23 protein-coding genes are annotated in these 26,752 nt (G+C 46.1%); 5 read left to right on the top strand and 18 right to left on the bottom strand.

What is annotated here, in order from left to right; all coding sequences use genetic code 11:
• Positions 1-6 precede the first annotated feature (6 nt).
• A complete protein-coding gene (gene ispD, locus DCO17_RS05460; RefSeq protein ID WP_173955761.1) occupies positions 7-753 on the bottom strand; it encodes a 2-C-methyl-D-erythritol 4-phosphate cytidylyltransferase in 747 nt (248 codons plus the stop codon).
• 23 nt (positions 754-776) lie between these two features.
• On the opposite strand from ispD, the gene mfd reads away from it, so the two are divergent.
• Positions 777-4,328 carry a transcription-repair coupling factor gene (gene mfd / locus DCO17_RS05465; RefSeq protein ID WP_173955762.1) on the top strand — a complete coding sequence of 1,184 codons (3,552 nt, stop codon included), beginning with the start codon at positions 777-779 and terminating at the stop codon, positions 4,326-4,328.
• A 29-nt stretch (positions 4,329-4,357) separates the two neighbouring features.
• The gene (gene serB / locus DCO17_RS05470; protein ID WP_173955763.1) at positions 4,358-5,248 is read left to right on the top strand and encodes a phosphoserine phosphatase SerB; all 891 of its coding nucleotides are present in this window, start codon (positions 4,358-4,360) and stop codon (positions 5,246-5,248) included.
• 4 nt (positions 5,249-5,252) lie between these two features.
• Here serB and DCO17_RS05475 read toward each other — a convergent pair whose 3' ends face one another.
• From DCO17_RS05475 to DCO17_RS05505, 7 genes are all read right to left on the bottom strand, one after another.
• A complete protein-coding gene (locus DCO17_RS05475) occupies positions 5,253-6,437 on the bottom strand; it encodes an acetyl-CoA C-acyltransferase family protein (protein ID WP_173955764.1) in 1,185 nt (394 codons plus the stop codon).
• Between the two features lie 83 nt (positions 6,438-6,520).
• Positions 6,521-7,879: a 30S ribosomal protein S12 methylthiotransferase RimO gene (rimO, locus tag DCO17_RS05480; protein WP_173955765.1), complete on the bottom strand. Its 1,359-nt coding sequence runs from the start codon at positions 7,877-7,879 to the stop codon at positions 6,521-6,523.
• 2 nt (positions 7,880-7,881) lie between these two features.
• Entirely contained in the window at positions 7,882-8,442 is a 561-nt protein-coding gene (gene phaR, locus DCO17_RS05485) for a polyhydroxyalkanoate synthesis repressor PhaR (RefSeq protein ID WP_173955766.1), read from the bottom strand.
• Positions 8,443-8,552: 110 nt separating this feature from the next.
• Positions 8,553-9,293, bottom strand: a complete 741-nt coding sequence (locus tag DCO17_RS05490) for a 3-ketoacyl-ACP reductase (protein ID WP_173955767.1) — start codon at positions 9,291-9,293, stop codon at positions 8,553-8,555.
• 47 nt (positions 9,294-9,340) lie between these two features.
• Positions 9,341-10,966, bottom strand: coding sequence for a class I poly(R)-hydroxyalkanoic acid synthase (phaC, locus tag DCO17_RS05495; RefSeq protein ID WP_173955768.1), 1,626 nt, complete (start codon positions 10,964-10,966; stop codon positions 9,341-9,343).
• Positions 10,967-11,118: 152 nt separating this feature from the next.
• Positions 11,119-11,889 carry a peptidoglycan editing factor PgeF gene (gene pgeF, locus DCO17_RS05500; RefSeq protein ID WP_173955769.1) on the bottom strand — a complete coding sequence of 257 codons (771 nt, stop codon included), beginning with the start codon at positions 11,887-11,889 and terminating at the stop codon, positions 11,119-11,121.
• Entirely contained in the window at positions 11,882-12,928 is a 1,047-nt protein-coding gene (locus tag DCO17_RS05505; protein WP_217425404.1) for an RluA family pseudouridine synthase, read from the bottom strand. Before DCO17_RS05505 ends, pgeF begins: the two co-directional genes overlap by 8 nt.
• A 20-nt stretch (positions 12,929-12,948) precedes the next feature.
• Between DCO17_RS05505 and DCO17_RS05510 the strand changes: the two genes are divergently transcribed.
• Positions 12,949-13,836, top strand: coding sequence for an outer membrane protein assembly factor BamD (locus tag DCO17_RS05510; protein WP_173955770.1), 888 nt, complete (start codon positions 12,949-12,951; stop codon positions 13,834-13,836).
• 96 nt (positions 13,837-13,932) lie between these two features.
• Here the strand turns inward: DCO17_RS05510 and alr are convergent, their stop codons facing one another.
• Positions 13,933-15,033: an alanine racemase gene (alr, locus tag DCO17_RS05515; RefSeq protein WP_173956717.1), complete on the bottom strand. Its 1,101-nt coding sequence runs from the start codon at positions 15,031-15,033 to the stop codon at positions 13,933-13,935.
• Positions 15,034-15,107: 74 nt separating this feature from the next.
• On the opposite strand from alr, the gene lplT reads away from it, so the two are divergent.
• Positions 15,108-16,427: a lysophospholipid transporter LplT gene (gene lplT, locus DCO17_RS05520; protein ID WP_173955771.1), complete on the top strand. Its 1,320-nt coding sequence runs from the start codon at positions 15,108-15,110 to the stop codon at positions 16,425-16,427.
• 29 nt (positions 16,428-16,456) lie between these two features.
• Here the strand turns inward: lplT and DCO17_RS05525 are convergent, their stop codons facing one another.
• Genes DCO17_RS05525 through scpA form a run of 8 tightly spaced genes read right to left on the bottom strand, consistent with a single transcriptional unit; the run spans position 16,457 to position 25,614 of the window.
• Positions 16,457-16,984 carry a uracil-DNA glycosylase family protein gene (locus DCO17_RS05525; protein WP_173955772.1) on the bottom strand — a complete coding sequence of 176 codons (528 nt, stop codon included), beginning with the start codon at positions 16,982-16,984 and terminating at the stop codon, positions 16,457-16,459.
• Entirely contained in the window at positions 16,981-17,508 is a 528-nt protein-coding gene (rimI, locus tag DCO17_RS05530; RefSeq protein WP_173955773.1) for a ribosomal protein S18-alanine N-acetyltransferase, read from the bottom strand. Before rimI ends, DCO17_RS05525 begins: the two co-directional genes overlap by 4 nt.
• Positions 17,505-18,239, bottom strand: coding sequence for a tRNA (adenosine(37)-N6)-threonylcarbamoyltransferase complex dimerization subunit type 1 TsaB (gene tsaB / locus DCO17_RS05535; protein ID WP_173955774.1), 735 nt, complete (start codon positions 18,237-18,239; stop codon positions 17,505-17,507). Before tsaB ends, rimI begins: the two co-directional genes overlap by 4 nt.
• 33 nt (positions 18,240-18,272) lie before the next feature.
• On the bottom strand, positions 18,273-18,740 hold the full coding sequence (locus tag DCO17_RS05540; protein WP_173955775.1) for a VOC family protein: 468 nt from the start codon (positions 18,738-18,740) through the stop codon (positions 18,273-18,275).
• A gap of 16 nt (positions 18,741-18,756) precedes the next feature.
• A complete protein-coding gene (accC, locus tag DCO17_RS05545) occupies positions 18,757-20,781 on the bottom strand; it encodes an acetyl-CoA carboxylase biotin carboxylase subunit (protein WP_173956718.1) in 2,025 nt (674 codons plus the stop codon).
• A gap of 26 nt (positions 20,782-20,807) precedes the next feature.
• Positions 20,808-22,340: an acyl-CoA carboxylase subunit beta gene (locus tag DCO17_RS05550; protein WP_173955776.1), complete on the bottom strand. Its 1,533-nt coding sequence runs from the start codon at positions 22,338-22,340 to the stop codon at positions 20,808-20,810.
• 10 nt (positions 22,341-22,350) lie between these two features.
• A complete protein-coding gene (meaB, locus tag DCO17_RS05555; RefSeq protein WP_173955777.1) occupies positions 22,351-23,376 on the bottom strand; it encodes a methylmalonyl Co-A mutase-associated GTPase MeaB in 1,026 nt (341 codons plus the stop codon).
• 24 nt (positions 23,377-23,400) lie between these two features.
• Positions 23,401-25,614, bottom strand: coding sequence for a methylmalonyl-CoA mutase (gene scpA, locus DCO17_RS05560; RefSeq protein ID WP_173955778.1), 2,214 nt, complete (start codon positions 25,612-25,614; stop codon positions 23,401-23,403).
• 67 nt (positions 25,615-25,681) lie between these two features.
• On the opposite strand from scpA, the gene DCO17_RS05565 reads away from it, so the two are divergent.
• Complete coding sequence (locus DCO17_RS05565; protein WP_173955779.1) at positions 25,682-26,320, top strand: GntR family transcriptional regulator; 639 nt, start codon at positions 25,682-25,684, stop codon at positions 26,318-26,320.
• Positions 26,321-26,390: 70 nt separating this feature from the next.
• Here the strand turns inward: DCO17_RS05565 and DCO17_RS05570 are convergent, their stop codons facing one another.
• Positions 26,391-26,744 carry a c-type cytochrome gene (locus tag DCO17_RS05570; protein ID WP_173955780.1) on the bottom strand — a complete coding sequence of 118 codons (354 nt, stop codon included), beginning with the start codon at positions 26,742-26,744 and terminating at the stop codon, positions 26,391-26,393.
• Between the last annotated feature and the right edge of the window lie 8 nt (positions 26,745-26,752).

Below are 26,752 nucleotides of genomic sequence, written 5' to 3' on the forward strand. Positions count from 1 at the left end.
AATAGCTTAGCCCAGTAAGAGTTGCATGAGCTCCCAATCTGCTGGATGGGTCACTTTAAAATTACGAGTTGCACCTTCAATCAACAAAGGTTTTTCACCTGCTAGCTCCATAGCACTTGCTTCATCTGTTACATCGGATTCTTGTCTAATTGCCTCTTCCAATGCAGTGTGTAGCTTTTTTAAACCAAACATTTGCGGGGTCTGAGCTTGCCAAAGGTGGTCGCGGGGAATGGTTTTAACAGAATGCGGAAGATTTCCAGCGACAACTGAATTGAGATCAGCCTGCTTCAAGGTGTCTGCTAGAGGTATAGCGAGTAAGCCCCCCGAACTAGAGTTCTGAACAGCCTGAATCAACCTATCGATCAAAGTGGGCGTAACTCCTGGTCTAGCAGCGTCATGAACAAGCACCCAATCGTCCGCACCAATTCCTGAACTCATTAAGACTGCCAACGTATTTCGAACGGTTTCCTGTCTAGTGGGTCCACCTGTTGGCAAGAAATGAACGGGCTTATCTAAATTGGAAAATTCTTTCAGGATTGGATGGTCTATAAAACCTGGTGAGACACCAACCCAAATAGATTCAATCTGAGGCGCTTGAGCAAAAGCATTTAGTGCATATGCAAGCATTGGCTTACCAGCCAACTGCTGGAATTGCTTTGGTAACTCCCCGCCCAATCGAGAGCCGGTACCCGCAGTTGGCAATACCGCGTGACAGCGTTTAGATTGATTGGGAACATGGTTTCCATAGCTCATACCTGATTCTATAATGAGCGCAGATGTCTGATGCATTAAATCTAGCACCCCCCGTACCCGCTCCTCGGGCTGGGCAGCGCTTTACCTTTTCGGGGCTGATTGGCTCAGCGGATGCCGCCCTACTAGCCCAATCAGCAATACGCTATCGCAACGATTTCTCTGTCATGGTCGTTTTTTGCGCGCAAGCTCAAGAGGCACAAAGACTGGCTGAAGAGATCCCTGCATTTGCCCCTCAGCTAAAGGTACGCCTATTACCTGATTGGGAAATCCTGCCCTATGATCATTTTTCACCACACCAGGATTTGGTATCCGAGCGTTTGGCTACCTTGTATGAACTTCTGAATGGTAGTTGCGACATTGTCCTGGTACCAGTGACCACAGTATTGCAACGTTTAGGTCCACCGCAATTTCTATCTGGCCATACTTTCTTTTTCAGACAAAACGATAAGCTCAATGAAGCCGCACTAAAACTGCAATTGCAGCAAGCTGGTTATGACCCTGTTAGCGCAGTCATGCGACCTGGTGAGTTCAGCATTCGTGGTGGCCTTATTGATTTATATCCTATGGGGTCAAGCCTTCCCTATCGACTGGATTTGTTTGGAGATGAAATCGAGCAAATCAGAGCATTTGATCCAGACACGCAACGTAGCCTTTACCCCGTTAAAGAAGTCCGCATTCTTCCTGGGCATGAGTTTCCTTTCAATGACGAAGCGCGCACAGCCTTTAGGGGTCGCTGGAGAGAAGTATTTGAAGGTGATCCAACCCGTTGCTCAATTTATAAAGATGCAAACCTCGGGATTCCTAGTGCGGGTATTGAATCTTATTTACCCCTCTTTTTTGACGAACAATCGTCTTTGTTTGACTACTTCCCCAGATCTGGGGACCCTGTATGGCTGGTGAATATTGGCGATGTAGAACAATCAATAAGAAACTTTTGGAAAGATACTCAGTCACGCTATGAGTTTCTGAAGCACGATCTTGATCGTCCGATTCTCCCGCCTAATCAATTATTTTTAGATGTCGACGAATTCTTTACAAATGCAAAGCCTTATGCACGCCTAGCGTTAGAGAATGAAGTCATCACCAATCATGACACCAGCACTTTCAAGGCTGTACCCGATGTTGCGGTTCACAGACGTGATGCAGATCCAATATCGCGCTTGCGCAATATTGTCTCCCAAGAAAAATTACGCGTTCTGATTTGTAGTGATAGCGCAGGTCGAAAAGAATCCATTCGGCAACTTTTAGATGAAAGCAATGGTGTCGCGGGGCAAGATGGTAAGGCGCTGTACCCATTACACCCTGAAGGGTTCGATAGCATCGCTGAATTTGTTAAGAGCGAATCGCTCTTTGGTCTAGTAACTGCGCCACTTTTTAATGGTTTTCTCTGGACCTCAGAAAACCTACTCGTTTTAACTGAGGCTGAATTATTTACCTCTACAGCGAGACAGAGACGCAAGGGCAAAGGCGCAGAAAACACCGATCCCGACATGTTGTTTAAGGATTTATCTGAGCTAAAAATTGGAGACCCAGTTGTTCACTCTGAGCACGGTATAGGACGATATCAAGGCTTAGTCTTGCTAAATCTCGCAGCACCGAAAGAGGCGCCAATATTTGAGGAGTTCTTGCATCTGCAATATGCGGGCGATGCCACACTGTATGTGCCTGTTCAACAATTGCAAATGGTCACCCGCTACGCTGGTTCAGACCCAGATTCAGCACCTTTACATCAGCTTGGCTCAGGCCAATGGGATAAGGCAAAACGCAAGGCTGCACAACAAATTCGGGATACTGCCGCTGAGCTACTCGGACTTTATGCAGCACGCGCAATTCGTAAGGGCCATGCTTTTGAATTCTCAGCGCATGACTATGCGGCCTTTGCAGAAAGTTTTGGCTTTGAAGAGACGCCTGATCAAGCCAATGCGATTGCTGCCGTTATAGGCGACATGACCAGTGGAACCCCAATGGATCGCTTGGTATGTGGAGATGTAGGTTTTGGAAAAACAGAAGTTGCATTGCGCGCCAGCTTTGTAGCCGTCATGGGTGGCAAACAAGTAGCCATCCTTGCTCCAACTACTCTACTTGCCGAACAACATGTAGCAACATGGAAAGATCGATTTGCCGACTGGCCTGTCAGAATTGTTGAGTTGTCCCGCTTTAAAACCACTAAGGAGATTAATGCTGCGCTAGAGGCGATTGCCAAAGGTGAAGCAGACATCATTATTGGCACACATAAATTGCTCTCCAAAGAAACGCAATTTGCAAATTTAGGCCTTGTTATTGTCGATGAAGAGCATCGCTTTGGAGTGCGACAAAAGGATGCTTTAAAAGCTCTACGTGCAGAGGTAGATATCCTCACTCTTACGGCAACACCCATTCCAAGAACCTTGGGAATGGCTATGGAAGGCTTGCGTGAGTTCTCCATCATCGCAACAGCTCCACAAAAGCGATTGGCTATCAAAACTTTTGTACGACGTGAAGGCGATGGCGTTATCCGCGAGGCAGTGCTTCGTGAAATTAAGCGCGGCGGACAAGTCTATTTCCTGCATAACGAAGTTGAGACGATTGAAAATCGGAAGCATGCTTTGCAAGAGCTCATTCCAGAAGCCCGGATCAGCGTGGCACATGGACAAATGCACGAACGAGAGCTAGAGGCTGTCATGCGTGAGTTTGTTACGCAGCGCACAAACATATTGCTTTGTACAACTATCATTGAAACTGGTATTGATGTTCCAACAGCTAACACTATCATCATGCATCGCGCTGATAAGTTTGGCTTAGCGCAGCTGCATCAATTACGCGGTCGCGTTGGTCGATCCCACCACCAAGCTTATGCTTATTTACTCGTTCCAGATCCTGAGGCATTAAGCAAACAGGCTCAGTTACGTTTGAACGCAATTCAAGCAATGGAGGAGCTGGGTTCTGGCTTCTATTTGGCGATGCATGACCTTGAGATTCGAGGCGCTGGTGAAGTGCTGGGCGATAAACAATCAGGGGAAATTCATGAAATTGGATTTCAGCTCTATACGGAAATGCTTAATCGCGCAGTGAAATCCTTGCGTAGTGGGAAAGAGCCCGATCTACTTTCACCACTGCAGGCTACAACCGATGTGAACTTGGGTGTACCACCCCTTCTGCCTGACGATTATTGTCCTGATGTACACGAGCGACTATCTTTGTACAAGCGTTTTGCCAATTGCAATGATTTCTCTGAGTTAATGGGTTTGCGCGAAGAGCTCGTTGACCGCTTTGGTGATCTGCCAGATCAAGCGAAGTCTTTCTATGAGACTCATCGTCTACGTTTAGAAATGCAAGGTTTTGGCATCAAGAAAATTGATGCGAGCCCCCTCTCAATCCAGATTCAATTTATCCCCAATCCCCCAATAGACTCCTTGAAGATCATTCAGCTCATTCAGTCATCAAAGCATATTCAGTTGAATGGTCAAGATAAGCTCAAAATTACCCCTCAGAAAGAACGCGACTTTGAGAAATTGGAGCAACGTCTTGAAGCCATCCGGCAGGTTCTTCGCCGCCTGAATGATTCAGCGGTCTTAAGTGCTGCAAAAGTAAGCTAGAAGACGTTCCACTCATCTATTATTTAGCTATGGCAGAACATCAAACCCTTGTAGCACTCTCACGCGAACCCATCTCAGAGAAACTTATATTTGAATTAAAGGACCACGCCACTCAATTTGGCGCCACCTTGCATACGCTTAGTGGGCAAATTGCCAATGGTCCCTACCACTCTGAGCGTTGGGCATGCAGTCTACATCTTGATGTAATACAGCGAGAGAAGTTGCGCACACTCTGCTCTCAATATAAGACCGATCTTTGCTTTTTGAATCCAGATTTAGCCCCTAGGGATATAAAAATCCTAGCCATGGATATGGATTCCACCTTAATCAATATTGAGTGCATTGATGAGATCGCGGATTTCACAGGAAAAAAATCTGCTGTCGCAGAAATTACTGAAGCTACGATGCGCGGCGAGATTAAAGACTTTAAGGAGAGTCTCAGAAGGCGCGTGGCTTTATTGGAAGGCATCCATGCGGACGCTCTTGAGGCTGTGTATCGCGAACGTTTACAACCCAACCCTGGCGCAGTTGAATTGCTTGCTGGCGCACAGCAACGAGGTCTCTACACGCTCCTAGTATCAGGAGGCTTTACTTTCTTCACGGAGAAGCTGCGGGAGAGACTAGGCTTTAAGCAAACTCAAGCAAATACCCTAGAAATTATTGACGGGAAACTTACTGGCAGAGTTTTGGGCGATATTGTTGATGGGCTAGCCAAATCTGCTCACCTCGATGATGCCTGCCAAAGATTGGGTTGCACCAGAGCCAATGCGATCACAATGGGCGATGGCGCAAATGACCTCATCATGATGAATGGCTCAGGGATTAGCGTGGCTTATCAAGCGAAGCCAGTAGTCAAAGAAAAAGCCGACGCGGCTTTTGACCACGTCGGCTTGGATGCTGCTCTGCTATTAATTAGCTAACTAATTACATGCGTTCAAAAATAGTTGCGATACCTTGACCACCACCAATACACATTGTTACCAAAGCGTATTTACCTTGAACACGTTGTAACTCATGAATTGCTTTGGTAGCAATCGCCGCACCTGAGCAACCAATTGGGTGCCCCAAAGCAATCGCGCCACCATTCACATTGGTCTTGGCTGGATCTAAACCCAGGCCCCTAGTCACTGCGAGCGCCTGCGCGGCAAACGCTTCGTTAGATTCAATCACGTCCATTTGATCAAGCTTCAAACCAGCGCGCTCAAGCGCAAGCTTGGTAGCAGGAATTGGGCCTTCACCCATGATGTGATTTGGAACACCGGCAACCGCATAAGAAACCAAGCGAGCGATTGGCTTATGGCCAGCTTTCTTCGCTGTCTCAGCATCAGCCAATACAAAGAATGCAGCGCCATCATTAATGCCCGAAGCGTTACCAGCAGTAACTGAACCACCTTCTTTTTTAAACACGGCTTTCATTTTGCCGAGCGTTTCCATTGTGGTGTCAGGCTTGCAATGCTCGTCTGTATCAAATACAACATCGCCCTTACGAGTCTTAATCGTGATTGGAACGATCTGAGACTTAAAGCGACCTTCTTTAATAGCATTCGCAGCACGACGATGAGATTCAACAGCTAGAGCATCTTGCTCTTCGCGAGTTAATTTCCATTTCTCAACAAGATTTTCTGCAGTAACACCCATATGGCCAACACCAAACGGATCGGTCAACACAGACACCATCAAATCGAGCATCTTAGTGTCACCCATGCGCGCACCACTACGCATCGCTGGTGAACCATACATACCGCGAGACATTACCTCAACGCCACCGCCAACACCGTAGTCACAGTCACCCAACATAATTTGCTGAGCTGTTGTCACGATCGCTTGCAAACCAGAGCTACACAAACGGTTCAAGGCCATTGCAACAGATTCCATTGGTAAGCCAGCTTGAATCGAAGCAACGCGAGCAACATAAGCGTAACGACTATCCGTTGGAATGGTGTTACCGACAGTTACATAATTAATTTTTGCGGGATCTACACCAGAGCGCGCTACCGCCTCTTTCATGACAATTCCGCCAAGTTCAGATGGCTCAAAGCTGCTGAGTGAACCGTTAAAGCTACCAATTGCGGAACGTACTGCACTTAAGACAACGACATCACGACTCATAACAATCCCCTTACGGTGAATAAACCCATTGATTGGGTCAAATTAGTACTAAAACTGCCAAAACAATAGTTTTATTACATTCGTCAAGTTTCGGCTATTAGGTCATGCCCTTGGGAGCTAATCACTGTCGCGCGGATGATTTCGCCAGTCCGGTAGCGTTTTGAAGGCTTGCTGGGTGGTAAAACCCTCACCAGACCATCAATTTCAGGGGCATCACCTATGGTTCGGCCAATACCGCCAGATTCGTCAATTCGATCAATTAGCACCTGAATACGCTTACCCACCTTTTTGGCTAGTCGCTGTATAGAGATGTCTTCCGCCTTAGCCATGAATCGCGTCCTACGCTCCACCCGGATGGCATCAGGAACCGGATTATCTAGTTGGTTTGCTAATGCACCTTCTACAGGCGAATATGCAAAGCATCCAGCACGATCAATTTGTGCTTCATCCAAGAAATCGAGCAAATACTGAAACTCTTCCTCTGTCTCACCAGGGAAACCAGCAATAAAAGTACTGCGAATAACCAAATCAGGACAAGCCTTGCGCCATGCCAAGATTCGGTCAAGATTTTTCTCGCCGCTTGCTGGTCGCTTCATACGTTTGAGTACGGCTGGATGGGCATGCTGCAATGGGATATCTAAATAAGGTAATACGCCATATCCATGCTCAGAAAATTCAGCCATCAGGGGCAATACATCATCAACATGAGGATAGGGATAGACATAATGCAACCTCACCCATGCCTGATATTCGCGCGCAATTTGATTTAAGGCATTCACCAAATCAAACATTTTGGTTTTGACCGGCTTGCCATCCCAAAAACCAGTGCGATATTGAATGTCCACGCCATAAGCACTCGTATCCTGAGATACAACAAGCAACTCTTTTACGCCCGATTCAAATAAACGCTTTGCCTCTAGCAATACCTCGCCAATCGGGCGAGATACCAAATCTCCACGCAAGTTAGGAATAATGCAAAAGGTGCAACGATGATTGCATCCCTCAGAAATTTTGAGATAAGCGTAGTGTTTGGGGGTAAGCTTGACGCCAGCTGGCGGAACAAGATCCGTAAATGGATCGTGCGGCTTAGGTAAATGCAAATGAATGGCCTGCATTACTTCATCGGTAGCATGTGGGCCGGTAACTGCTAGAACCTTAGGATGAATGCTTTGAATGAGATCACTGCCATCCGCATTCTTTCTGGCGCCAAGGCAGCCAGTGACAATTACCTTGCCGTTTTCAGCTAAAGCCTCACCGATAGCTGAGAGGCTTTCCTCTACAGCGGAATCAATGAAGCCACAGGTATTGACTACTACGAGGTCCGCGCCAGAATAGTCTTTCGCGGTTTCATAACCTTCTGCGCTTAATTGCGTCAGAATAAGTTCGGAATCAACTAATGCCTTGGGGCAACCCAAGGATACAAAACCAATTTTTCCAGCCACAACTATTCTTTTTCAGATTTATTAGGCTGTTGTGCGAATGGGAAACTGCCAAACATATTCTGTGAACCCTGCATTTGCTCTTGCATCTTGACAAACAAATCCTTGCTTTGCTCCATGTAGTTACCCATGAGGTTTTGCATTAGAGGATTCTGCAAGTTGAGCATTTGCGCCCAAGCTTCTGGAGTGCTGCCCGCGCCAAGACCCTTAGTCTGGTCGCCTAATTTGTTATGGATATCCACAAAAGACTGCATGGTCTTCTCTAAATAATTTCCCATCAGACCTTGCATGGAATTTCCATAGAAGCGAATGATTTGAGAAAGCATCTGGGTAGAAAACACTGGTGCGCCACCAGCCTCTTCTTCCAAAATAATTTGCAACAGAATATTACGCGTTAAATCTTCATCAGTTTTGGCATCGACAACCTTAAAACTTTCGTTGGTCATTACCAAACCCTTGATGTCAGCCAAGGTGACATAAGTGCTTGTTTGGGTGTCATAGAGACGACGGTTGGGGTACTTCTTAATCAACCGATCTTCACCGGCTTTTTTGGAACGGGTAGCCATTATTTTCCTTACTGATTACTGCAACGCAACATCGGCATAGTTTAGCCTTAGTTTGAACAAAAGGTAAACAAGCCGAGTTGCGCTCATCCAATACCGCTTTTTTGGCAAAATTAGCCTGTATGGATACCGCCGTTCAGAGAGAAATCGGCGCCAGTCGCATAGCCACCATCATCCGAGGCGATCCAGCAGCAAATAGACGCGATCTCATCAGGCGTGCCTAAACGCTTAACTGGAATGCCAGAAACAATCTTCTCCAAGACATCCTCACGAATAGCTTTAACCATATCAGTGCCGATATAGCCAGGAGACACTGTATTCACAGTAACGCCCTTAGTTGCTACTTCCTGAGCCAAAGCCATGGTAAATCCATGTAAACCTGCTTTAGCAGTGGAGTAGTTACATTGACCAAACTGGCCTTTCTGACCATTCACAGAGGAAATATTGATGATGCGACCCCAGTTGTTATCAACCATGCCATCAATCACTTGCTTAGTAACATTAAACAAGGAATTAAGATTGGTATCAATAACAGCCTTCCATGCATCAGGGGTCATCTTGCGGAATACGCTGTCACGGGTAATACCAGCGTTATTAACCAATACATCCACACGGCCTACTTCAGCCTTGACCTTATCGAAAGCAGCTACCGTGCTATCCCAGTCAGATACATTACCTTCAGAGGCGACGAAGTCATAGCCAAGCGCCTTCTGCTCAGCAAGCCAGCGATCTTTACGTGGTGAATTAGGTCCGCAACCTGCGATTACCTTGAAACCATCTTTAGCTAAACGTTGGCAAATAGCGGTACCAATACCACCCATACCGCCAGTTACATATGCGACTTTTTGAGACATTACTTTCCCCTTTAAAAAACCTTCGTTAAATGTGTTTGATGAATTCTCTATTTAGAAATTTTTTCTTTGACGTAAAGGCCTGGTGCAGCCTCTTTCTTTTTATGCTTTTGATTGCCATAGGCGTTGCTTGCAGGCTTGCGCTTACCGGCATGCTTTTCAAGCCATTCTGTGTAATTGGGCCACCAACTACCAGGAATTTTTTTTGCACCCTCAAACCACTCTTCAGCTGTTGGGGCGATTGTGTTGTTCTCAAAGTAAAAACGCTTATTCTTTGCAGGAGGATTGATCACTCCGGCAATGTGCCCTGATGCACCCAAGACGAAGCAGTTTTTACCTTTAAGAATATGAGTAGATTCATAGGCTGATTGCCACGGCACGATATGATCTTCCTGCGAGGCATATAAATAGGCGGGGCATTTGATTTTGCCTAGATCGATTTTTTCACCGCAGATGGTGACCTTGCCGGGCTTAACCAAATCATTTTGCAAATAAGTGTGACGTAGATACCAGCAATACATATTGCCTGGCAGGTTTGTAGAGTCGCCATTCCAATAGAGCAAATCAAATGGAGGCGGAGAATTTCCTTTTAGGTAATTCTCAACAACGTAGTTCCAAACTAAATCATTGGGTCGCAGGAAGGAAAATGTATTGCCTAGATCTAGGCCTGACATCATTCCGTAATTACCTGCCTTTCCACCGATGGTGTTTTCACGCAACTCCACCATGGCTTCATCAATAAAGACATCCAAAATACCGGTATTGGTGAAGTCTAACAATGTCGTAAACAAAGTTAAGCTTGCTGCTGGATGTTGATCCTTAGCCGCCAAAACAGCCAAAGCGGAAGTCGTTAGGGTGCCCCCAACGCAGAAGCCCAAGATATTAATTTGCTTAGACTCACTGATTTCTTGAACAACGTCGATTGCTTTGATAACGCCCTTGCCTACGTAATCATCCCAACTCACTTCTGCCATCGAGGCATCTGGGTTTTTCCAAGATACCAAGAAAACCGTATGACCCTGAGCAACCATATGGCGAACTACTGAGTTGTCGGGCTGTAAATCAAGGATGTAGTACTTATTGATGCATGGCGGAACCATTAAATAAGGACGCTCAAATACTGTCTCTGTTAATGGGCTGTATTGAATCAACTCAAATAATTCATTTCGAAAGACAACAAAGCCCTCAGTGGTGGCGATATTCTTACCAACCTCAAAAGCACTCTCATCAGTAATAGAGACTTTGCCCTTTTTCATATCGCCAAGCAAATTGACGATACCCTTTTGAATGGATTGCCCTTGGGTGCTAATAATGTTCTCGAGCACCTCTGGATTAGTGGCAATGAAATTGGATGGCGATAGCGCATCGATCATTTGCTCGGTAGTGAACAAAATCTTCTGACGCGTTTTCTCATCCGTTTCAACCGCTTTGGCCAGCGACATTAAATGCTTTGAATTCAGAAGATATGTGGCGGCAATTACTTTGCTCCAAGAGGAATGCCATGCTTTGCCAGCAAAGCGACGGTCCTCTACTTCAATCGCCTCAGGATTGGTGGCAATGTGCGCTAATTCCGCAAAATATTCCTTTTGAATTTCTGCTAAGCGATCTTGGGGGATTAATGCCATATGGTGCGGCGCCAAAGATGGCGTCGCACCTGTATTCATACCTGCAAACATAGTCTTCTCTTCTAATGGTTTAGAGCATTCTCCACCCGTAAGTGCAATAGAGTTATACGCAATAACCCTAGAAACAGGGTTTATCTAGTAATAACCCTCAGTACATGATGGAATGAATGCAACGCAACCAGGTAACTAGACTAGTTAGCAAACTACTTGGATTGAGATATCCAAATGAGGCTCGCAAATCTACCAGTCACCCCATCGCGACGATAAGAAAAAAATTGCTCCTCTTGATTTACGGTGCAATAGTGACCGCCATAAATTTGATTAAGGCCAATTGACTCGAGACGACTGCGTGCTAATAGATATAAATTGGCTAAATATTTGCCAGGTTTGTTTGGTACAGCTACAAACGATTGATTAGGAAATGAAATTTTGGCATCTTGGTAAGCCTCAAGCACATCGGTACCAACCTCAAAAGCTGTAGGGCCTATAGCGGGGCCGAACCAAGCCAGCATATTTTTGGCAGAGCTGGCTCCAGATAACGCTTGCATCTCTTTCACAGTATTTTCAAGTACGCCATTGCACAAGCCTCGCCACCCCGCATGCGCCGCACCAATAACATCACCGGATTCACTGGTAAATAAAACGGGTAAACAGTCGGCGGTCATAATTGCTAAAACTTCATTAGGCTTATTCGTCACAACCGCGTCCGCTTCATCAAGTCGAGCATCTGGAGTGCTTACCTTCACGCCATGAACTTGCTTCAACCAAATAGGTTCATTTGGCAATAACTTACCTAACAACACTCTATTTGCAAGAACACACTTTGGATCATCGCCAACATGATCGCCTAAATTGAGAGAGTGATATGACCCCTGACTAATGCCGCCCTCTCTAGTGGTAACTGCTGCCTTTACTCGTGGCGGTGCTGGCCATTCGGGTTTTAGGAGCTTGAGTGCAGGTACCGAGTTATTCATTCGGCGCTTGCCCTTGATGAATTGCGGCTAATACGCTCTGCTCTTGCGGCAAATCTTCATTAGACATACCAAGATTCGGTAGCAAATCCATTAAATCCGGTGGGGGCGCCTTAAACCAACTTACAAGCTCATGAGTCTGAGGGTGTTGCAAACTAAGCGCAAACGCATGCAGTGCTTGTCGAGCAAAAGGCAAGGACTGGGAAACCCCGGGTGTTTTCTTGCGATAGACAGGATCACCCAATAAGGGAAACCCCAATGACTCTAAGTGCACACGAATTTGATGTGTACGCCCAGTTTCAAGACGACATTCCACCAAAGAAACTGGATGATCCTGAAACCTCCCCTTAACAAGCCTGCGATATAAAGTTGCTGCTGGCTTGCCTTGTGGACTACCCGCGGACATCTTGAGGCGATCACGCTGATCACGTCCTACCGATGCAAGCACCTTACCTTGAGCTGGGGTATCACCCCAAACCCATGCTAAATATCGACGCCCTACTGTTCGATCTTGTAATTGACGAACTAATGCAGTCTGAGCCTGAGATGTGCGAGCTACCACCATCAATCCAGAAGTATCTTTATCCAAGCGATGGACAATCCCTGCGCGCGGTAATGACTTTAGCTCTGGGTATTTAAAAAGTAAGCCATTTAACAATGTCCCTGACCAATTACCAGCTGCAGGGTGCACAACCAAACCAGGCGGCTTATTAATCACAATAATTGAGTCGTCCTCATAAACCACATCCAGAGGAATATCTTGCGGGCTGAAAGCATGTTGCTCCGGCATCTCCTGCGGAAATAGCTTAATACTCTCTCCACCCCGCAATAAATAGCGAGCCTTTGTTACCTTGCCATCCACCATGACAGCGCCCGCCTCAACCCAAGTTTTTAGACGATTACGGGAATAATCCGGCAAAGATACCGCCAGCGCCTTATCCAGACGTTCGCCAGCCATCTCCAGAGGCATTTCCAGGGAGATGAAATCCTCTTCATCGATATAATCAATGGGATTCGAATCAGGAGTTTGCGGCAATGCCACGCTTAAAGAGCCTTTCAGTTATGTCCGAAGCAATATCAGACGCCAGTTTAAGGCTTGCTGGATCTTTTGCGTCACAAAAGCAAAGCCCTCAATTCAGCTTGGTTTCTGTTGCGCTACTAATCGCAGTTGTCTGCAGCTTATTCCTTTTGGGGGGTTGTGCTGGTAGTGATGGTCAAAAAGATGACACCGATATTTGGTCAGAGTCCAAGTTGTATTCAGAAGCAACGGATAAGCTCAATGATGCTGATTATGCAAAGTGCGGAAAGTACTTTGACAAACTCGAGGCACGCTTCCCATTTGGCCCGTATTCTCAGCAAGCGCAAATTAATGCAGCCTACTGCTATTGGAAGGCCCAAGAACAAACGCAGGCTCTAGTTGCAATTGATCGCTTTATTAAGTTGCATCAAGGTAGTCCAACTTTGGACTACGCTTACTACCTTAAAGGATTAATTACTTTTAATGATGACTTGGGCTGGCTTGGCAAATTTACCGGCCAAGATTTAAGCGAGCGCGACCCTAAAGCAGCCAAAGAAGCATTTGAGTCTTTTAAAACTGTTGTTGAGCGTTTCCCAAACAGTAAATATGCACCCGACTCATTAGATCGCATGCGTTACATCGTGAACTCACTAGCCGAGGCTGATGTCATAGTCGCCCGCTTCTACTACCAGCGCGGCGCCTATCTAGCCGCTGCCAATAGAGCCCAACTGGTTATTAAAGACTACGATCGGGCGCCAGCAGTTGAAGAGGCCCTATATATTCTCACCAAGTCTTATGAAAAATTGGGGCTCACCCAGCTCAGCAATGACACGTTGCGCGTATTCAAATTGAACTTCCCCGATAGCCAGATGATGGAAACTGGTCAACGGGTTCAAAAAGAGCGTCGCTGGTGGCAAATCTGGAATAAATAATTCCGCATCATGAATTTATAAGCTGCACAAAAAATCCTCTACAAAGAGGATTTTTTATTTCAACTCATGATTTAGCTCGTCCTAGTAAATGCCTAACTATTTAATTGCTACTGGCACTCTTGGCGCTACAGCACAAAGTAACTCGTAACCGATCGTGCCACTCATTCTTGCAACCTCATCTACTGGAACTTTGCTTCCCCATAACTCGACTAAGCTGCCAATATTAGAGTGAGGCGCATTTCTCAAGTCGATAGTTAACATATCCATAGATACACGCCCTACGAGTGGGCAAATCACACCGTCGCTAGATTCGGCTGAATTTCCTACCCATACGGGGGTGCCGTCTTTTGCATGTCGTGGATAACCATCGGCATAGCCACAGGCAATAATTCCGATACGCATATCTTCGGGTGCACAGAAACGTCCGCCATAACCAATGCGATCACCCTTGCGTAAATTTTGAATATCAATAACTTCACTACGAAGCTGCATTACTGGCTTCAAATGGGCGTGCTCTATATCAGCATATAAACCAGTTGGAGAAGCGCCATAGAGCATGATTCCAGGGCGAACCCAGTCACCTAGCGCGTTGCGGTGCCACAAGATCGCGGCTGAGTTTGCCAAAGAGGTTGAGCCCTCAAGGCCTTGTATAGTTTGATCGAATAATTCAAGCTGACTGCCAACTGTTGGCTCTTGATTGACCTGATCTGCGTTAGCAAAATGGGTCATGTGATGCATATGGTAGCCAGCAGCATGTAGTTGGTGAAATACTGTTCTGTAGTTATCGGGCGTAAATCCCAAGCGGTTCATGCCTGTATTCATCTTCAAAAAAACATTAATAGGCTTGTGGACTTTATCGGCATATCGCTCTAACCATCCTACTTGAGCATCACAATGAACCACTAAATCGCAATTCAGTTCTTGTGCGAGAGCCAATTCATTTTCATGAAAAAGTCCCTCTAAGAGCAAAATCCGCCCCTGCCATCCATGCTCTCTAAGCCAAACAGCATCTTGAATATCCAGAAGCGCAAAACCATCTGTGGAACCAAGCCCCTTTAGGGCAGCATCAAAGGAATGACCATATGAACGCGCCTTAATCACCGCCCAAATCTTGGACTCAGGAGCAAGTTCACGAACTCGGTTTAAATTGTGTGCAAAGGCCTGGGTGTCAATAGATGCCAAAATTGGTCTATTAATCAAGCCATTAGCTGAAGCACCCATATTTACCCCTCCTTTCATGTTTTAATTGTATTAATGACTAGATTGTACGAATGAACCGTAGTTTTTACATCATTATGGCGGCGCAATTTTTTTCGTCGCTTGCTGATAACGCCCTGCTCATCGCAGCAATTGCCCTTCTGGCCCAGCTTAGCGCTCCGGCCTGGATGACCCCTTTACTCAAATTATTCTTCGTATTGTCGTATGTCCTGCTTGCTGCATTTGTGGGTGCATTTGCAGATTCCCGCCCAAAAGGTAATGTAATGTTCATTACGAACACCATTAAATTCATTGGCTGTGTTGCCATGCTTTTTGGTGGGCACCCTTTGCTGTCATATGCAGTTGTTGGTTTAGGTGCTGCAGCCTACTCCCCAGCCAAATACGGAATTCTGACTGAACTCCTCCCCCCTGAAAAACTCGTGGCGGCAAATGGCTGGATAGAAGGACTTACTGTTGGGTCGATCATTTTGGGGACTGTATTAGGTGGTATTTTAATCAGCAGCACTGTGTCACAAAGCTTACTTGCGCTTGATATGCCCAGCTTTGATACAAGCATCGATACTCCTGCAGAATCAGCCATTCTCATCATCATGATGATTTATGTAGTAGCAGCACTTATTAATCTTAAGATTCCAGATACTGGCGCACGCTATGTATCTCAAAAGACAAATCCCATCGCACTCATCAAGGATTTTTCAATTTGCTTCAAAACGCTCTGGAACGATCGCCTAGGACAAATCTCCCTAGCAGTGACAACATTGTTTTGGGGCGCTGGAGCAACCCTGCAGTTCATTGTTATCAAATGGGCGCAAGTTGCCCTTCATATGAACCTTTCGCAAGGCGCGATATTGCAGGCTATCTCAGCCGTAGGCGTGGCAGGTGGTGCTGTGTGGGCAGCTTGGCGCGTACCACTCCGTAGCTCTCTTAATGTATTACCCTACGGCATTGTCATGGGTTTGGTCGTCTGCGTAATGGCAATTTACAACTCTGATTTATTACCCAATACCACGCTCATGACAATTGGCAAATTACAGGTCACACTGAATTTATTACCTGCGTATGCATTGTTGATCTTAGTTGGTTGGCTTGCAGGTTACTTTGTGGTGCCAATGAACGCCTTACTGCAACATCGCGGCCACGTTCTCATGTCGGCAGGTCATTCAATTGCAGTACAAAATTTCAATGAAAATATTTCTGTACTAGCAATGCTCGCCATGTATTCTTTGTTGATATGGTTAGATGTGCCTGTTCAGGCCGTCATTATTGGCTTTGGACTTGCGGTCAGCGGCATCATGTGGCTCGTAATCAAGCGTCATGCTCGTAACCAAGCAGAATACGACTCAATGCATTTGATTGGTGAACATAAGCACTAAAAAATTATGCCTTGTATAGCTACGAGGCACTAAATATTTTGCAGAACTGATTTAGCCAATAACAAATCTTGCCAAAGCAAAGCCTTCTCCTTTGGCTTTCCAACCACTTGCGCAAGGTCTTGAGAGGCGACCACTGGAATCTCATCATCATTTCCAGTACTCAAGGCCAATATAGTTTCACGCAACTGGGACAAAGGATCACACTCACCTGTGACTTTCTGTACGGCTGGTCCGCCAAAAGCAAGCGCCACCACTGGCGCACCATCCTCCGGCATTGTGAGCTTAGATAAGTCATCGCTCGGAAGCTTCCAAGACCACTCTTGAGAAGATAAACCTAAAACTCGAATGAGATTCTGAAAGAGCAACTGCGTATCACCCTGAGGCTTTGCTCCAAAGAACCACCAATGTGCCCGAACTGAGGATTCTGCAGCCTGTGAGACCGCACTATCTTCTGCGGACTTGATCGCAGGAATTGAAGGTACAGTAGACCCCTGCTCTCTTGAGACCCATTCGGTAATGCCCATTTCTTTCAAATAGCTTGCGTGCAAATTGCTCATGACTCTAGCTTAATGGATTTTGCCATGACAATTGCATCCTCCCGAATACCCGTCTCAGGGCTGGCTGGATAGTAACCTTTTCGTATACCTATCTGCTCATACCCCAATTTTTTATACAAGGCAAAAGCAGGCTCATTTGTGGGACGCACTTCCAATATGATTCGAGGCATTTTTTGCTGAGCTGCAACTCCCTCGATTGCCTCCATCATGCGAGCACCCAAGCCTAGCTTTCTTAATTTCGGTGAGACCGTGATATTCAAGAGATGGAGCTCATCAACTGCGGGATACAAAATGCAGTATGCCCATAAAGCCTGAGAATCCGTAAATGTACCTGGAGATACATCGTTCTCAGCAAGGCTTGGTCTGATGCAATAAGCCCAATGTGCTGCCGCCAGAGAATCGGAAAAGTTTCCTCGGGTCCATGGATGAATATGAGAAACAGATTCGATTGCCAATACGGCATCAAGGTCTGCCGGCTGCATGGGCATAAAAGAAAGCTCGGCAACTTCTTTTGGGCTTGTCATTGCTGGGTGCCCTTTTTAAAGATCTGATCGCGCTCTTCAGTAGTTAAAGCCACTTTATTACGTACATAAAGCGGCTCCAGCTCTTGAACCGGTATTTGCTTGCCGCTAACCAATGCAGGCATTGCACAGCCCAAAATCCCAAGTGCAGAAACACCAATATTTGCATCTAAGCAATTAACAGGCAGTTGATGGTGGGTAAATAAGCGATTGCCATAAGCATTAATTGCGCTACCAGCTAAATACCGCGCGCCTTCCAAGTCAATCGCTTCAGGACTACTCAAATGAATATCGCCCAGCCTCTGGGGCTCGTTATCTGATGATGCATATTGATATTTAGCCCAGTAAATTTCGTCCATGCGTGCGTCAACCGCAACTACAAACTGACTGGGCTGTATTTTATGGAAGCTTTGATTAGATAACAATTCCATTGCAATTGCATCTAAGCTTGCAATCGGAATCACTGGTAGATTTGCGGCTAGCGCTAGACCTTGAGCAGCAGCAACCCCTAATCGCACGCCTGTAAATGCTCCTGGGCCAATACCAATCGCTATAGCATCCAAATCGGCCATAGCAAGCTTTGAAGCTTGCAGCATCTCTTCGATCCATGGCAAAAGTAGCTGACTAGCACCAGCGGCGACTGGCTGATGTCTAAATGCAGGCTCTACCTCACCTAAAGATAAAGCCACCGAACACCAAGCCGATGAGGTGTCGATGGCCAAGATGCGTTTCAAATTGAACTCTTATTGCGTTGGCTAAAACCCAAATTATGAACTTAATCCAGCAATTACTTCTGGAGGAGCTTGAACCAACTCAATTAGGACCCCTTCTCCGCCAATCGGAAACTCGTCATTACCTTTAGGATGGACAAAGGTGATGTCGTGGCCGCCAGCGCCCCTGCGAATTCCACCTGGCGCAAAGCGCAGACCATTTGCGGATAACCACTCAACAGCTTTTGGCAAATCATCAACCCACAAACCAATGTGATTTAGCGGCGTTTGATGCACTGCTGGCTTTTTATTTATATCCAGAGGTTGCATGAGATCAACCTCGATCTCATGTACTCCAGAGCCAATTGAACAAATATCTTCATCAACGTTTTCACGTTCAGATACAAAAGTGCTCTTATATTCAAAACCGAATAAATCGACCCATAGCTTCTTGAGGCGATCTTTATTCTCGCCACCAATCGCTATCTGCTGAATTCCGAGAATCTTAAAAGGCTTAGCTGTCATTTAAACGGAACCCCTCTTATTCAAAACGAATAATTAATTGATCAACTGCCAAGCTCTCACCCTCTTTGGCACAGATCTCCGCAACAACGCCATCTTGCATTGCCGAAATCGTATTCTCCATCTTCATTGCTTCAATTGAGGCTAGTTTCTGACCTGCAGTTACAGCTTCCCCAACCTTAACCGCAACTTTAGTTAGCAAACCTGGCATCGGTGACATAACAAGCTTAGATGTATCGGGTGGAAGCTTCACTGGCATACGACGCTGAAGCTCTGCACCCAATGGACTGAGAACCATACACTCATAGTGTGCGCCATCCAGAATGAGGCAGAACTTCACACCCTTGCGTTCTACTTGAGCGGTGATTTTCTGCGTGCCATTGATTGTTGCATTAAGACATATTTGACCTGGACGCCAATCGCTGACGATGTCATAACGGCTAACACCATCTTTTTCTTCAATATAGACTGAATAAACACCGTCTTTAAGCTCAACCCGAATTGGAACTTCATACGGATCATTCATAGAGCCAGTTTTTTTGCCAGTTACCACAACAAATTTCTTAGCAATAACCATTTCATGGCCAGCCAACTGACCATCAATCATCTTAATATGCTCAAGATAGCGATAGCGCATGAAGGCTGCCAAAGCGGCTAAACGTTTAGGGTCAGCAGGTTGCACTGAATCCTTCTTAAAGCCTTCTGGATATTCTTCAGCAATAAAGCCTGTTGTGAAATCGCCATTCACAAACCTTGGGTGTTGCAATAGCGCCGCTTGGAATGGAATGTTGGAATGAATGCCGCGAATCACAAAATCATTCAATGCGGAACGCATCTTCTCGATGGCTTCCGTACGATCCTTGCCGTGCACAATCAATTTGGCAATCATGGAGTCGTAATACATCGGAATCTCGCCACCCTCGTATACGCCAGTATCAACACGAACGCCATTTACGGACTCTGGTGGACGATACTTCACAAGACGTCCTGTAGAAGGCAAGAAGTTGCGGAATGGATCATCTGCGTTAATTCGACACTCCATTGACCAACCGTCTAGCTTCACATCCTCTTGCTTAAATGCCAACTTTTCGCCTGCAGCAACACGAATCATCTGCTCTACAAGATCAAGACCAGTGATGCTCTCTGTAACTGGATGCTCTACCTGCAAACGGGTATTCATTTCCAAGAAGTAGAAAGACTTGTCCTTGCCGACGACAAACTCTACCGTTCCTGCTGACTGGTAGTTCACCGCTTTAGCTAGGGCGACCGCTTGCTCACCCATTGCTTTACGAGTAGCTGGATCAATAAATGGAGATGGAGCCTCTTCAATCACCTTTTGGTGACGACGTTGAATGGAGCAATCACGCTCATTGAGGTAAACCACATTGCCATGAGAATCTCCCAAGATCTGAATCTCAATATGTCTTGGACCTTCAACAAACTTCTCAATAAAGATGCGATCATCTCCAAAGCTATTCATAGCCTCTGTTTTACATGCTGCAAAGCCTTCAGCCGCCTCTTTGTCGTTAAACGCAACGCGCAAGCCTTTGCCGCCGCCGCCTGCTGACGCTTTAATCATGACTGGATAACCAATGTCTTGAGCAATCTTGACAGCCTCTTCGTTGGTATCAATAGCATCGTTGTAACCAGGAATCGTATTGACCCTGGCTTCTTGAGCAAGCTTCTTGGAGGCGATCTTGTCACCCATGGCTGCAATAGATTGGTGTTTAGGGCCAATAAAGACAATGCCTTCTTCTTCGCAGCGCTTAGCAAACTGCTCGTTCTCAGAAAGGAATCCATAGCCTGGATGCACCGCTTCTGCACCAGTATCTTTACAAGCTTGGATAATCCGATCCATTACAAGATAAGACTCTCTCGATGGTGCAGGTCCAATACAAACAGCCTCATCAGCCAGCTGTACATGTCGGGCCTCCTTGTCTGCCTCTGAATACACGGCGACAGTTTTAATCCCCATCTTTTTAGCGGTCTTCATCACACGGCAAGCAATCTCACCGCGGTTAGCAATCAAAATTTTCTTAAACATTTTTGTAGTCATTTTTATCAGCGCCTTTACAGAGGAATATTGCCGTGTTTACGCGCAGGATTCTTCAAATCTTTGTCTTTTAGCATTGCTAAAGAGCGAGCAATACGCTTGCGGGTTTCGTGTGGAAGGATGACATCATCAATATATCCACGACGGCCTGCTACAAAGGGGTTTGCAAACTTAGCCTTGTATTCCGCTTCACGAGCAGCGATCTTTTCTGGATCAGATTTCTCTTCACGGAAAATGATTTCTACAGCACCCTTAGGACCCATCACTGCAATCTCAGCAGAAGGCCAAGCAAAGTTCACGTCACCGCGCAAATGCTTAGAGGCCATCACGTCATATGCACCGCCATAAGCCTTGCGAGTAATGAGCGTGACTTTTGGCACTGTGCAGTCTGCGTATGCGTAGAGTAATTTCGCACCATGCTTGATAATGCCACCGTACTCTTGGGCTGTTCCCGGCATAAATCCAGGGACGTCAACCAATGTCACCACAGGAATGTTGAAAGCATCACAAAAGCGCACAAAACGCGCCGCTTTAATGGATGCCTTAATATCCAAACAACCCGCCAATACTAGTGGCTGATTGGCTACGATGCCGATTGAGCGGCCTTCCATGCGTGCAAAACCAATAACGATGTTCTTTGCGTAATCTGGTTGCAACTCAAAGAATTCACCATCATCAACAATCTTCTCGATCAACTCTTTCATGTCATAAGGTTGATTCGGATTAGATGGAACCAAAGTATCTAAGGAGAAATCTGGCTCTTCAGTACGATTCGCACCCTTAATGAGTGGTGGCTTCTCACGATTTGATAAAGGCAGGTAATTGAAGAAACGACGTAGCATCATGATGGCATCTACATCGTTATCAAAAGCCAAATCGCAAACACCAGATACTGTTGAGTGCGTTACAGCTCCACCTAATTCCTCGGCAGTGACATCTTCATGCGTAACTGTTTTAACCACCTCTGGGCCAGTTACGAACATGTAAGAACTATCTTTCACCATGAAGATGAAGTCAGTAAGCGCTGGTGAATAGACGGCACCGCCAGCAGACGGCCCCATGATCAAAGAGATTTGAGGAATCACGCCTGAGGCCGTTACGTTACGCTGGAAAATTTCAGCATAGCCGCCAAGAGAAGCAACGCCCTCTTGAATTCGAGCGCCGCCAGAGTCATTCAAACCAATAACCGGAGCACCTACCTTCATCGCTTGATCCATGATCTTGCAAATCTTCTCTGCATGCGCTTCGGATAGTGAGCCTCCTAAAACTGTGAAATCCTGTGAGAACACGAATACGAGACGGCCGTTAATCATTCCGTAACCAGTGACTACGCCATCACCTGGTACGGTTTGATCACCCATTCCAAAGTCGTGGCAACGGTGCTCAACAAACATGTCCCATTCCTCGAATGTGCCTGCATCAAGCAATAGCTCAATACGCTCACGGGCTGTTAACTTACCCTTTGAGTGCTGAGCCTGAATACGCTTTTGCCCACCGCCTAAGCGTGCCAGCTCGCGCTTCGCCTCTAGTTGTTGAATGATTTCCTTCATTGCCTACTCCTTAGAAAAATTCATGACCCATGGACTCCAATAAGCGTCTTGCTGCAACTGAAGGCGCCATGGTTCCTTGATTAACTTCTGCAACCAAATTTGGTAGAAGCGCTTGCACCGCCTCATTACTACGAAATGCGTTCTTTAAGCCCGCATCAATACGGTCCCACATCCAAGTCCCAGCTTGTTGCTTACGACGTGAGTCAAACTTACCATTAGCCTTTTGCAGCTTTTCAAAGCGAGAAATCTTTTCCCATAACTCTGGGACGCCTCTACCCTCAAGAGCACTCAAAGTCATTACCGTGGGATGCCAATAATTGACATCATGTGAGGCATGATCTGGATTGCCTTGAAAACCCAGCAATCTCAATGAGCTGGTAATAAAGAGCTGCGCACGCATTGCAGCATCTGGATCGATATCTACTTTATTTATGACAATCAAGTCGGCGATTTCCATCACACCCTTCTTGATGGCCTGCAAATCATCCCCAGCATTAGGTAACTGCAGCAGCAAAAACATATCTGTCATGCCTGCAACCGCTATTTCGCTTTGACCTACACCCACAGTCTCGACAATCACCACATCAAAACCAGCAGCTTCAGCAACTAACATGGCTTCGCGAGTCTTTTCGGCAACCCCACCTAAGGTAAGGGATGATGGACTGGGTCGAATAAACGCATTCTCCAAAACAGAGAGGCGCTCCATTCGGGTTTTGTCACCCAAAATAGATCCGCCAGATAAGCTTGAAGAAGGATCGATTGCGAGAACTGCAACCCGATGACCTTTCTCAATCAAATATAGACCAAGAGATTCAATTAAGGTGGACTTGCCAACACCAGGAACACCAGAGATACCCAAACGAAATGACTTCCCTGTTTTAGGTAACAAGGCATTCAGAACATCATCGGCGCGCTTGCGATGATCAAGACGAGTCGACTCAAGCAATGTAATAACTTTCGCCAACGCCCTACGCTGCTTTAGCGACGGAGCGCTGGTGAGATCATTCACCAAAACCTGATCAACTGCCTCGAGCATCTTGCCTATCTCGCCCAGATCGTATTAAGCAGGTTTTACAGATTTACGAATTTGCTCAAGCACATCCTTGGCTGAGGCTGGAATTGGTGTTCCTGGACCATAGATGCCTTTAACACCTGCCTCATACAGGAACTCATAATCTTGTCTTGGAATTACGCCACCAACGAAGACGATGATGTCATCAGCGCCTTGTTTCTTCAGTTCGGCAATGATGGCTGGGACCAGAGTCTTATGACCAGCTGCCAAGGTTGAAACACCCAATGCATGAACGTCATTCTCAATTGCCTGACGCGCACACTCTTCAGGAGTTTGGAACAAAGGTCCGATATCCACATCAAAACCAAGATCGGCATAAGCGGTTGCAACAACCTTTGCGCCACGATCATGACCGTCTTGACCAAGCTTAGCAATCATCACACGTGGACGACGTCCAAACTCTTTCGCGAAATCAGCGATTTCTGTTTGTAATTTTGCCCAGCCCTCGGCTGAGTCATAGGCAGCTGCATACACTCCGGTCACCTTTTGAGTATCGGCGCGATGGCGCCCGTAAACTTTTTCCAATGCATCAGACACTTCGCCAACTGTTGCGCGCAAACGAATTGCATTAACAGATAACTCCAGTAAATTTCCTGAGCCTTCTTCGGCGGCCTTAGTTAATGCCTCCAATGCAGCCTCTACTTTTTTGCTGTCGCGCTTCGCCTTAATATCCTTGAGACGAGCAACCTGTCCATCACGAACCTTGTCGTTGTCAATCATTAAGACATCAACAAGATCTTCTTTAGCCAGCTTGTATTTATTTACACCCACGATTACATCGGAACCTGAATCGATCTTCGCTTGTTTTTCAGCGGCAGCGGCCTCAATCTTGAGTTTGGCCCAACCACTCTCAACCGCCTTGGTCATGCCACCCATAGCGTCTACTTCCTGGATGATCTCCCAGGCCTTATCGGCCATCTCTTGGGTCAAATTCTCCATCATGTAAGAGCCTGCCCATGGATCAATCACGCTAGTAATATGCGTTTCTTCCTGCAAAATGAGCTGTGTGTTTCGAGCAATGCGACTTGAGAATTCTGAAGGCAAAGCAATTGCTTCATCCAAAGAATTGGTATGCAAAGACTGTGTACCGCCAAATACTGCAGCCATCGCTTCAACAGTCGTTCTCACGACGTTGTTATATGGGTCTTGCTCCGTCAAAGACCAACCAGATGTCTGACAGTGAGTGCGCAACATTAATGATTTTGGATTCTTTGGCTCAAAAGACTTCATGATGCGCCACCACAATAAACGTGCCGCGCGCAATTTAGCCACTTCAAGGTAAAAGTTCATACCAATCGCGAAGAAGAATGAAAGTCGACCAGCAAATCCGTCAACATCCAATCCTTTTGCTAAGGCGGTTTTGACATATTCTTTACCGTCGGCCAATGTAAACGCCAGCTCCAATACTTGATTAGCACCCGCTTCTTGCATGTGATAACCCGAAATAGAAATCGAGTTGAACTTAGGCATATTTTTTGCGGTGTACTCAATAATGTCACCGATGATGCGCATTGAAGGCTCTGGTGGGTAAATATAGGTATTACGCACCATAAACTCTTTCAGAATATCGTTCTGAATCGTTCCAGATAATTGCTCTTGCTTTACGCCCTGCTCTTCACCAGCAACAATGTATCCAGCCAATACCGGCAAGACCGCGCCGTTCATGGTCATTGACACAGAAACCTTGTCTAGCGGGATGCCATCAAACAAAATTTTCATATCCTCAACAGAGTCTATGGCAACACCAGCCTTACCAACGTCACCTGTTACACGGGGATGATCTGAATCGTAACCACGGTGTGTTGCCAAATCGAATGCAACTGAAACACCTTGTCCGCCAGCTTCTAAAGCCTTGCGATAAAAAGCATTCGATTCTTCAGCAGTTGAAAAGCCAGCGTACTGACGAATCGTCCAAGGACGTACCGAATACATCGTTGCTTGGGGGCCACGTATAAATGGTTCAAAACCTGGCAATGTATCTGTGTAATGAAGATCTTTGGCATCCGCTGATGTGTAAAGCGCTTTTAGATGAATTCCATCGGGAGTTTTCCAGCCAAGCTGATTAACATCACCATTAGGTGCAGACTTTTGCGCTGCTTTATTCCAAGAATCTAAATTGACATCTGGAAATGATGGCCATTCTTTGCTAGATGGATTTTTCTTTTCTGAACTCACAAAACACTCCCTAGTTTTTTGTTGCATTGCATATAAGATTCTCTAATTCTGCTTGACTATTTGATATTTGTCTAGATATCATGTATTCATAATTATGAATACAAAACTGAATAATAGACCCTTATATGAAGACGTCGCAGATCGACTTCGGGAGCAGATTTTTGCCAAACAGTTGGCTCCGGGCAGTTGGCTGGATGAACAAAGTCTGGCGGATCAATTCGGGATTAGTCGCACCCCCATGCGTGAAGCGATCAAGGTTCTCGCTTCTGAAGGTCTGGTGACGATCAAAATGCGTCGCGGTGCCTATGTGACGGAAATTGCCAGAAATGATCTCGAGCAGATCTTTACCATCCTCTCCTTGCTTGAAGGTGAAGCAGCTAAACAAACAGCCATTAAGGCCACAGAAGAAGAACTTAATCAACTCGACTACTGGCATCACCGTCTAGAAAAAGCTGCGGCAGACCGAGATATAGAGCAATTCTTTGAAATCAACGGCAAGTTTCATGAACTCATTCAAGAAATCGCTGGCAATCGCTGGATGAATGGCGTCATTGCAGACTTAAGAAAAGTTCTCAAACTCCATCGCCGGGACTCACTAACCAGTACTGGCAGGCTGCAAAATTCCCTGCTTGAGCATCGAGAGATACTCAAAGCATTACTCAAGCGTGATCAGGCGGGCGCTGAAGTGGCGATGAGAAAACATATGGAGCGCGGATTAGAGGCACTCAGATAATTCAGGAAGCTTGAAACAAAAAAGGCTTAGAAAATGATCTAAGCCCTTTTAAATGCAGTTATCAGAAATCTTACTTCTTGATAACAAAGTTCCCTGGCAATGATGCTACATAAGCAGCAATGTCATGTAGATCAGCATCTGAGAAAGACTGAACCTGCGAACCCATCACTGCGTTGTTACGACCATACTGCGCATTGCCATTGCCTACTTTGTAAGCCTTTAATGCGTAATAGATGTAGTCTGGATACTGACCAGCCAACTTAGGATACGCAGGCAAGATTGGAGCATTCAAGCCAGCACCGTGGCAAGAAGCACAATTTGCCTTCTCTACCAAAGCTTGGCCTTTGTCAACGCTTGCAGCATTTGCCACATTTACCAAACCAATACTAGATAGCAATGCTGCTGTAATTAGTGCAAATTTCATAAACGCCT

The organism is Polynucleobacter tropicus, assembly GCF_013307225.1.
Taxonomy (GTDB): domain Bacteria; phylum Pseudomonadota; class Gammaproteobacteria; order Burkholderiales; family Burkholderiaceae; genus Polynucleobacter; species Polynucleobacter tropicus.

Coding starts and splice junctions, on each gene's coding strand:
- scpA (WP_173955778.1), bottom strand. CDS start 25,614: ATGCAACAAAAAACTAGGGAGTGTTTTGTGAGTTCAGAAAAGAAAAAT.
- lplT (WP_173955771.1), top strand. CDS start 15,108: ATGAACCGTAGTTTTTACATCATTATGGCGGCGCAATTTTTTTCGTCG.
- rimI (WP_173955773.1), bottom strand. CDS start 17,508: ATGACAAGCCCAAAAGAAGTTGCCGAGCTTTCTTTTATGCCCATGCAG.
- ispD (WP_173955761.1), bottom strand. CDS start 753: ATGAGCTATGGAAACCATGTTCCCAATCAATCTAAACGCTGTCACGCG.
- DCO17_RS05525 (WP_173955772.1), bottom strand. CDS start 16,984: ATGAGCAATTTGCACGCAAGCTATTTGAAAGAAATGGGCATTACCGAA.
- mfd (WP_173955762.1), top strand. CDS start 777: ATGTCTGATGCATTAAATCTAGCACCCCCCGTACCCGCTCCTCGGGCT.
- phaC (WP_173955768.1), bottom strand. CDS start 10,966: ATGTTTGCAGGTATGAATACAGGTGCGACGCCATCTTTGGCGCCGCAC.
- serB (WP_173955763.1), top strand. CDS start 4,358: ATGGCAGAACATCAAACCCTTGTAGCACTCTCACGCGAACCCATCTCA.
- pgeF (WP_173955769.1), bottom strand. CDS start 11,889: ATGAATAACTCGGTACCTGCACTCAAGCTCCTAAAACCCGAATGGCCA.
- DCO17_RS05510 (WP_173955770.1), top strand. CDS start 12,949: ATGTCCGAAGCAATATCAGACGCCAGTTTAAGGCTTGCTGGATCTTTT.
- phaR (WP_173955766.1), bottom strand. CDS start 8,442: ATGGCTACCCGTTCCAAAAAAGCCGGTGAAGATCGGTTGATTAAGAAG.
- DCO17_RS05490 (WP_173955767.1), bottom strand. CDS start 9,293: ATGTCTCAAAAAGTCGCATATGTAACTGGCGGTATGGGTGGTATTGGT.
- DCO17_RS05475 (WP_173955764.1), bottom strand. CDS start 6,437: ATGAGTCGTGATGTCGTTGTCTTAAGTGCAGTACGTTCCGCAATTGGT.
- DCO17_RS05550 (WP_173955776.1), bottom strand. CDS start 22,340: ATGAAGGAAATCATTCAACAACTAGAGGCGAAGCGCGAGCTGGCACGC.
- meaB (WP_173955777.1), bottom strand. CDS start 23,376: ATGCTCGAGGCAGTTGATCAGGTTTTGGTGAATGATCTCACCAGCGCT.
- DCO17_RS05565 (WP_173955779.1), top strand. CDS start 25,682: ATGAATACAAAACTGAATAATAGACCCTTATATGAAGACGTCGCAGAT.
- DCO17_RS05570 (WP_173955780.1), bottom strand. CDS start 26,744: ATGAAATTTGCACTAATTACAGCAGCATTGCTATCTAGTATTGGTTTG.
- DCO17_RS05540 (WP_173955775.1), bottom strand. CDS start 18,740: ATGACAGCTAAGCCTTTTAAGATTCTCGGAATTCAGCAGATAGCGATT.
- accC (WP_173956718.1), bottom strand. CDS start 20,781: ATGTTTAAGAAAATTTTGATTGCTAACCGCGGTGAGATTGCTTGCCGT.